The organism is Thermodesulfovibrio sp. (genome assembly GCF_049969575.1).
In the GTDB taxonomy this organism is placed as follows: domain Bacteria; phylum Nitrospirota; class Thermodesulfovibrionia; order Thermodesulfovibrionales; family Thermodesulfovibrionaceae; genus Thermodesulfovibrio; species Thermodesulfovibrio obliviosus.
Genome location: NZ_JBMFOO010000003.1, coordinates 33,571 through 41,392 on the forward strand (window position 1 = coordinate 33,571; position 7,822 = coordinate 41,392).

The 7,822-nt window shown below is 36.1% G+C and carries 7 protein-coding genes and 1 pseudogene; 5 read left to right on the plus strand and 3 right to left on the minus strand.

What is annotated here, in order from left to right; genetic code table 11:
• Together ACP5O9_RS01455 and ACP5O9_RS01460 are read left to right on the plus strand one after the other, a co-directional pair.
• Positions 1-2,743: pseudogene (locus tag ACP5O9_RS01455) on the plus strand (hypothetical protein); the annotation flags it as partial.
• Between the two features lie 4 nt (positions 2,744-2,747).
• Positions 2,748-2,903 carry a hypothetical protein gene (locus ACP5O9_RS01460; protein ID WP_353686538.1) on the plus strand — a complete coding sequence of 52 codons (156 nt, stop codon included), beginning with the start codon at positions 2,748-2,750 and terminating at the stop codon, positions 2,901-2,903.
• Positions 2,904-2,961: 58 nt separating this feature from the next.
• Here the strand turns inward: ACP5O9_RS01460 and mazG are convergent, their stop codons facing one another.
• From mazG to ACP5O9_RS01475, 3 genes are read right to left on the minus strand one after another with little or no spacing between them, the layout of a single operon-like run.
• Positions 2,962-3,732, minus strand: a complete 771-nt coding sequence (gene mazG, locus ACP5O9_RS01465; RefSeq protein WP_424904753.1) for a nucleoside triphosphate pyrophosphohydrolase — start codon at positions 3,730-3,732, stop codon at positions 2,962-2,964.
• The gene (locus ACP5O9_RS01470) at positions 3,725-4,468 is read right to left on the minus strand and encodes an AAA family ATPase (protein WP_353686540.1); all 744 of its coding nucleotides are present in this window, start codon (positions 4,466-4,468) and stop codon (positions 3,725-3,727) included. Before ACP5O9_RS01470 ends, mazG begins: the two co-directional genes overlap by 8 nt.
• Entirely contained in the window at positions 4,465-5,106 is a 642-nt protein-coding gene (locus tag ACP5O9_RS01475) for an HAD-IA family hydrolase (protein ID WP_428723309.1), read from the minus strand. Before ACP5O9_RS01475 ends, ACP5O9_RS01470 begins: the two co-directional genes overlap by 4 nt.
• Before the next feature lie 58 nt (positions 5,107-5,164).
• Between ACP5O9_RS01475 and ACP5O9_RS01480 the strand changes: the two genes are divergently transcribed.
• The 3 genes from ACP5O9_RS01480 to ACP5O9_RS01490 are packed head-to-tail and all read left to right on the plus strand — an operon-like array spanning position 5,165 to position 7,817.
• Positions 5,165-6,244 carry a type IV pilus twitching motility protein PilT gene (locus ACP5O9_RS01480; protein ID WP_353686542.1) on the plus strand — a complete coding sequence of 360 codons (1,080 nt, stop codon included), beginning with the start codon at positions 5,165-5,167 and terminating at the stop codon, positions 6,242-6,244.
• On the plus strand, positions 6,241-7,413 hold the full coding sequence (locus tag ACP5O9_RS01485) for a type IV pilus twitching motility protein PilT (RefSeq protein WP_353686543.1): 1,173 nt from the start codon (positions 6,241-6,243) through the stop codon (positions 7,411-7,413). Before ACP5O9_RS01480 ends, ACP5O9_RS01485 begins: the two co-directional genes overlap by 4 nt.
• Positions 7,414-7,418: 5 nt before the next feature.
• Positions 7,419-7,817, plus strand: a complete 399-nt coding sequence (locus ACP5O9_RS01490) for a hypothetical protein (protein WP_353686544.1) — start codon at positions 7,419-7,421, stop codon at positions 7,815-7,817.
• Positions 7,818-7,822 lie beyond the last annotated feature (5 nt).

Here is a 7,822-nt window from a genome sequence, read left to right on the forward strand (position 1 = left end):
TTATGGAGATTGGATAACTATAAATACGGTCCCCAAGAATTTTGTTTATTTTCCTGTGCCTGTTATAGACGGTAATAATTATCAGATTGATATTAAAGCAACAGACAGTTATGGTAACACCCGGGAGTGGACCTCTCAAGAAATTCTTCCTCATGAGCATTCCTTTTCAGGAAGTATTGTAACTGATACCTCAGCAAACAGCACAGTAACTGGAAGTGTTGCAGGAGCAACTGGATTTAATAAGGGAGTGGCTAAGCTTACTGTTTCAACTCCTGTTTCTTTTAATTCCGCATTTAGTGCACCAGGAGGTGATAGCTCAAGCGGATACTGGATATTGGGAGGAACTCCCTCTTCTTCCCATTTCAGGCTTCTTACGCCAGATTATCTTTTTACAGGAAGCGGTTATTCTTCAATCACTCTTGAATCTGGTGGTATAAAATCATTGATCACTTATCCATGGATAGAGTTGAAGCCACTTAATTTATCTGCCAGACTTACTGGATACTTTCATCATTATGATGGCACTAAAATAGATGAACTCTCAGGAGTAGATCAGTCCACTATATTTATTGGAAAAACAGGGCAGTTGAACTTACCATCAAGCATAAATGAATCAGTTACATATAATACTGAAAATTACATAGTTGGATATGTTCCTTCTATTATTATCTCTGAACCAATGATGCTATGGGGTAGTTTTCAAAACAACACTGCAAGCAGCCTAAAGCTTAGAGGGTTTTTTGGAGCATTCGCGGAGGATTATTATGCTATCTATGGATTATACATTGGCTCTGACAGTTCTGCAGGAATCATTAAGGGATTACAAGGATCCAATAACTTGTATTATGAGGGTTTCCAAATCTTTTATAGTGAACCTATCATTGCATTAAAAAACAAAACAACTGGTTATTCCATAATGGATACATGGAGTAACTTCATTGAGGGCGTTTATCAGGGATTTTTTACAGGTGATAGCGAAACTCCAACAATATCAAAGCAGGATATATATGCTACATCTTACGGTGCAATTGGTTCAGCAACTCTTTCTCTTAAAAAAGGAAGTCAAATTGAGCCATGGGGTGTTTTTGGAATAGAGCTTGGTGGAACTCACAGCGCAATATCACCAACAGGATTTATAATTGAATTTGGTGGTGATTCATGGGATAACAGAGATGCTAATGCTGATACACCTGATTACTGGGTTGGCTGTATTCCAGATGCAAAGATTTCATCAAATAAAATGTCGGGAACATTCAATGGCAGATTCATGACACCAACTCATTACGGAATACTGGAAGGTAAACTGTTTGGTGATTTTGGTTCAGATAAATGGGTTGGAGTTGTGCTTGGAAGTTATGAGCCTACTGTAGAACTTTCACATTCAATCCATATTAACTCAAGTTACTTAGGTTATAAAATTTATAAAAATGATTTTTCACCAACAAATGCATACATCAATGCATATTTTGGTGGAGACAATTTCTGGAGTTCAGGCTCTGGAAGTCTTTATTCATTAGGAAAGATAATTGACAATGACAATGAAATAAATTTTAGCACAGGCTATTTATATTATACTCCAATTGAATGGTCATCTGACAATAACTATACAAATCACTATACTGGTTACTTAGTAGGAAGAATTGCAAAACACGAAGATCCATTATCAGTTGGTGGCTATAATTATAATTTTAGCTCCTATGTGGCAGGAATATACAATGATTCAACTAACAAAGGAATTTTTATTGGAAATCTCTCAACAGATGGAAGCGGAAATGTGCTCACCTTTGAAAAAAGATTTTTCCTTGAAGGTGAAAATACAGTAAAAGCAGTAACTATTGCTGCAGATTATACAGACGACATGTTTTATTTTCCTTCTTTTAATGATATTGATTTGAATCCTTTTGGAATTAATTTAAGCAAGCAGGAGAGTGTAGTGCATATGTTAGTTAATGAATCTACAAAGGCATGGGAATTTGGGGTAGGAGTTATTGGCATGGGAGGTACATATGATAGTGCTCCTTCAGCTCCATTCGAAATAACGTATTCTGAAGGATTTGGGAGTTACGGAGTATTTGGAGCTATTTTAAAAGGAGATGTATGGGGAAATGATGAACAAAATCGTCAGAATGTAATTCATGGTAAAACCTATGGATATTTTGCAGATCCAGGAACTTATAATGGAGCAACAGGAATATTTGTTGGTGAAACAATGGGAACTTTTGATCCAGCAAATAAATATTGGCAGACAGTGACAGCTGGAGTAGTTCTTGACACATCAAAGTTTTTGGCTATGGCATGTCCTAACGGAACATGCAATACATCAGGAACGGGATTTACAGAGGATCAAGAAAAATTAAGAAAACTTGACATACCTGTTGTTGAAGTTGGACGGGCAAGTTTTAGTGGAAGTGGAAACAATTTAACAGTAAACATGAATGATGTTGTATTCTTTTCAACCCAAACAGGGCAGAAACCAATTTTGTGGTCAACTGCCAGTGTAAGTGGAACCTATACTGCAGATCCAACTCTAAATCAGCCTGTAACCCTTAGTGGAGCATCAGGTTCTGTTATTTTTGCTCCTACACAATGGTCTGGAGGAACTTGGGCAGCAAAAGTGCTGACAGATTCTCCTATAAATCTTTCAGGTGGTTCATACTCAGGTCAAGTTCATATGAAGGGTGCTGCAGGAGGAACATATAGTAGTGGTAGTTTTTCAGGGACAGCATCAGGATATGTAAAATAAGATTATGCCACTTACAGAAATAGTTGCAACAAAGCAGGACATAGCAAATTTAGAGGTAAAGATAGAGAAAGTCAGTTCAGACTTAAAAGTAAAAATAGAAAAAGTTCAGGCAGATTTAGAGGTAAAAATAGAAAGAGTTAGGACAGATCTCATAAGATGAATGTTCATTTTCTGGGCTGGTCAGATTGGTGCTCTTGTTGCAATTCTTGCTTTATTTTTTAAGTAGTTTTCTTTATTTCATTCCAAAGACTATCCATTTCCTGAAGAGTCATGTCTTTTAGATTTTTGCCCTTTTGCTTGGCAATTTTTTCAAGTTTTTTAAATCTTTTCTCAAATTTTCTGTTTGTTTTTCTTAAAGCAGCTTCGGGGTCAATTTTAAGAAAACGGGCGAGATTAACAATACTGAAAAGCAAATCTCCAATTTCTTCTTCTATTCTGTTTTTTTCTTGACAAGCAATTGCTTCTTCAACTTCTTTAACTTCCTCTTTAATTTTTTCAACTACTCCCTGAGCATTATCCCAATCAAATCCAACCTTTGAAACTCTTGACTGAATTTTATATGCTCTCAGCAGTGCTGGCAATGCAAGAGGAATTCCATCAAGAATTGATTCATGAAGCTTTCCCTCTTCCTTTTTTCTTTCATCCCATTGGGCAAGAACTTCTTCTGGAGTTTTGAAATCAGCCTCTGCAAACACATGAGGATGCCTTCTTATCATTTTCTGAATGATTGTCTGTATTACATCATTTATGTCAAAATTACTATTTTGTTTTGCTATCTCACTGTGAAAAACAATCTGAAGGAGTAAATCTCCAAGTTCTTCTTTCATTGCTTTTGAATCTTTGTTTTCAATTGCTTCAATAAGCTCATAGGCTTCTTCAAGAAGATATCGTTTTAAAGTATCATGGGTTTGAACCCTATCCCAGGGGCAGCCTTTTTCAGAGCGAAGAATTTCCATTATTTTGACAAGTTCATCAAATTTTTCACTCAATTGTTTTCTCCAAAATCCAGTAAAAATTTACCCATACTGCCTCATCTCCACAAAGACTGAAGACATTTCTACCTTTTTCGCTGAGTTTAAGGAAATCTTTATCAAAGAAAACATAGTAGATGCTATCAAAGTGTTTTAAAAGCTCTTTTTCTTCAGATTCTTCAAACTCTCTGAAAGCCATGTTTATAATTAAAACTTTCTTTTTTGGAGTTATATTAAGCTCTTTAATCAATTCATTTATTCTTAAAGCAGCCTGGATACCAGTTTTAGTAAAAGTGCTTACTATAAATAAAAGATCAATTTTACTTAAAATGCCCCTGCTTATGTGTTCCATTCCAGCCTCATTATCAACAACAATGTATCTGTAATGTTGTGCAATTTCCTGAAGAATTCTTTTTAAAACATTGTTAACCGCGCAATAACATCCACTTCCTTCAGGTCTTCCCATAACTAAAAGGTCAAAACCCTTTGCTTCTTCAACAACTTTGTTTATTTGAATTTCAAGCCACTCATCAAGACTCATTCCTTCAGGCTTGTTTTTCAATGCATTTTCTCTTACTGAGGCTACTGTTTCCCTGACTTCAACTCCTAAAAGTTCTGGAAGACAATAATTAGGATCCGCATCAACCACTAAAACAGGTCCAAGTTTTTTCTTTGAAAGATACTTTACTGTGAAGGCAGCAAGAGTGCTTTTTCCTACTCCACCTTTTCCAGCAAAAACTATAAAATAACTCATAGCTCTCTCACAATTTTTAATAAATCGCTGAATTTATCAATTATAAAATCAGCCTCTTTTAAAATTTCTCTTTCCCTATATCCGTATGTAACCGCCACTGTCCTAACTCCTGCCTGTTTTCCTGCTATAATGTCAAGTTCACTGTCTCCAACAATTAATGTTTTATCCGTAGTGGTATTGAATTTTTTTATTGTTTCAATAATTGGTTTCGGAGAAGGTTTTCTTTCAGGAAAAAGGTCGCTTCCAGCTACAAAATCAAAATACTGTAAAAGGGCAAGACTTTCAAGTGTTTTAACAGTGAGTTCAGTTAGTTTATTTGAAATTACAGCTTTTTTAATATTTTTTAACTGTGTAAGAGTTTCATGGACTTCAGGATAAACTTTTGAAAAGTCTGCTATGTGTTCTTTATAGTATTTCACAAAACATTCTATCAATTCTTGAACTGGAAGACAGATTTTTTTTGCATCCAGAGCTTTTTCTATAAGACGGTTAACACCTTCTCCAACCATTTTTTTTACTTCCTCCTTTGAAAATCCTGAAATTCTTGATTTTTCAAGACAATAATTCAATGCCTGCGTTATGTCCTCACAGGAGTCCACTAATGTGCCATCTAAGTCAAAAATAATAAGCTCAATCATTTGCTTTTTAGTATAACATGACTTCACATCTTTTATTAAATCGTGCTATAATTTAAACATGGCTCGCATTGATGCTTTTTTCAAATTAATGCTTGAAAACAAAGCAAGTGACCTTCACCTTGTTGCTGGAAGCCAGCCTGTATTAAGAATTCATGGAGAACTTGTGAGGGTTCAGTATAAGGTTCTTGATAATCAGGAACTGAGGTCTCTTCTTTATGAAATCACACCAGAGGAAAAAATCAAAGTATTTGAAGAAACAGGTGATCTTGATTTTGCTCATGAAATCCCTGGTGTTGCTCGTTTTCGTGTGAACTACTTCATGCATAAAGAAGGAATTGGTGCAGCCTTCAGGCATATTCCCAATGAAATAAAAACAATTGATCAACTTGGTTTGCCACAGGTGCTAAAGCGCTTTGCAATGCTTAAGAAAGGAATTGTTCTTGTTACAGGACCTACAGGTTCTGGAAAATCAACAACCTTGGCTGCAATAATTGATTATGCAAATACTAATAGAAAAGAAAGAATAATCACCATTGAAGACCCAATTGAATTTATTCATCCCAACAAAGGATGTGTCATATCTTACAGAGAAGTGGGAACTCATACAGAGTCCTTTGCAAAAGCTCTGAGAGCAGCACTTAGAGAAGACCCTGATATAATTCTTGTGGGTGAAATGCGTGATATTGAGACAATTCAGCTTGCCCTTGAGGCTGCTGCAACTGGTCATTTTGTTCTGAGCACCCTTCATACATCATCGGCAATAAAAACAGTTGATAGAATTATTGATGTCTTCCCTCCTGAGCAGCAGGCACAGGTAAGAACATCACTGAGTGAGTCTTTACAGGCAGTTGTTGCTCAAACTCTTTTAAGAAGAGCTGATGGCCGTGGAAGAGTCGCAGCCTGTGAGATTTTGATTAATACCTATGCTGTTGGAAATCTTATAAGAGAGGGAAAAACTCACCAGATACTTTCAATTATGCAGACAAGTAAAAGCCTAGGTATGCAGACAATGGACGATGCTTTACTACAACTTCTTCAGGAAGGTAAAATCACTGCAGAGGATGCCTATGAAAGGGCAACAGACAAACAAAAGTTTGCAAGATTTCTTAAGGAAGTTCCTCAGGAAGGTATTGGATGAGGAAACAGGAGCTTGACTGGATACTTGATCAAATCTGTGAAAGCTATCCTGAACTTTCAGATATTGTCTTTACAGTTGGAAGGCCCTTTCAGGTGCTTCAGTGGGGTGAATTAAAACCTGTTTATCTTCAAAATGTGCCTATTCAGTTTTTAACCGCCTTTCATACAGAAAGAATAGCTCTTGCATTAATGAATAATCAAAAAAGACTTATTGAAAATCTTCTTAAAGAGGGCTACTGTGATACAAGTTATGCTATAGCAAAAGCAAGATTCAGGGTTAATATTTTTTCTCAAAGAGGCAATTACGCAGCTGTTTTAAGAAAGCTTCCAATGAAAATACCAACAGTTGAGGAATTGAAGCTTCCTCCTATTGTAAAAGAGATTGTAAACGAAAGAATGGGGCTTGTTTTGGTTACAGGAGCAACAGGTTCTGGTAAATCCTCCACTCTTGCAGCAATGCTGGAGATAATCAATGAAACAAGAGCATGCCATGTAATAACTCTTGAAGATCCCGTTGAATTTGTTCATCAGCATAAAAAATCCACCTTCAATCAGAGGGAGCTTGGCATAGATTTTCATAACTTTGCAGACGGACTCAGAGCTGCACTCAGGCAGGCTCCTCATGTAATACTTGTTGGAGAAATTAGAGACAGAGAAACTCTTGAAATTGCAATGCAGGCAGCAGAGACAGGGCATCTTGTGCTTGGCACACTTCATACAACTGATGCAGGACAGACAATCGGAAGAATGATTGGAATGTTTCCGCCACAGGATGAAAACTACATAAGATTGAGGGTTGCAGATACTCTTAAATGGGTTGTTAGCCAGAGGCTTCTTCCAAAAATTGGTGGAGGAAGAATAATAGCCACTGAAGTTATGCGCAAAAATCTCAGAATAAGAGAGTTGATTATAAATGGTGAGACTGCTGAGAAAACCTTTTATGATGTTATTGCTACAAGCGGAGCAGTTGGTATGCATACTTTTGATCAGTCTATTCTTGAACTCTACAGACATGGATTAATTACAGAGGAAACTGCAGTAGCCTATGCATCAAGAAGATCATATGTAATTATGGAAATTGATAAAATGAAAGCAGCACGTGGAGAAAAAACAACAGATATAGAAGGATTAAAACTTGACATTGATTATGGCAAAAAAGTAAAGGGATAAAAAATATGCCAAAGGCCATTGTATGTGAAAAAAATGAGGAAGTACAGAAATTTTTAACTGATTATCTAAAATCAGCAGGATTTGAATGTTTTAGCTTTTCTAATCCCAGAGAAGCTCTCAATGCAATTGAAGATGCGTCCTTAATTGTGATATCAGAAGAATTTAATGAAATAATTGAAGCTATGTCTTCTCTGCCAATGTATCAGAGAAGAGATATTATTGTGATTTTACTGTCTCTATCAATTCCAACAATGGACAGGCTTTCTGCCTTTGCAAAGGGTGTTGACTGCATTGTAAATATCAAAGATTTAAATAATTTTCCAGCAATTTTTAAAAGAGCCTATGTGGAACACCAGAAAACATACAAGCTTTTTAAAGAAACTCTTTCAAAGTTATTTTACTAAACTTT

Bases quoted from the DNA above. Each gene is read 5' to 3' on its own strand.
- ACP5O9_RS01475 (WP_428723309.1), bottom strand. From the start codon at position 5,106: ATGATTGAGCTTATTATTTTTGACTTAGATGGCACATTAGTGGACTCC.
- ACP5O9_RS01490 (WP_353686544.1), top strand. From the start codon at position 7,419: ATGCCAAAGGCCATTGTATGTGAAAAAAATGAGGAAGTACAGAAATTT.
- ACP5O9_RS01485 (WP_353686543.1), top strand. From the start codon at position 6,241: ATGAGGAAACAGGAGCTTGACTGGATACTTGATCAAATCTGTGAAAGC.
- ACP5O9_RS01470 (WP_353686540.1), bottom strand. From the start codon at position 4,468: ATGAGTTATTTTATAGTTTTTGCTGGAAAAGGTGGAGTAGGAAAAAGC.
- ACP5O9_RS01480 (WP_353686542.1), top strand. From the start codon at position 5,165: ATGGCTCGCATTGATGCTTTTTTCAAATTAATGCTTGAAAACAAAGCA.
- ACP5O9_RS01460 (WP_353686538.1), top strand. From the start codon at position 2,748: ATGCCACTTACAGAAATAGTTGCAACAAAGCAGGACATAGCAAATTTA.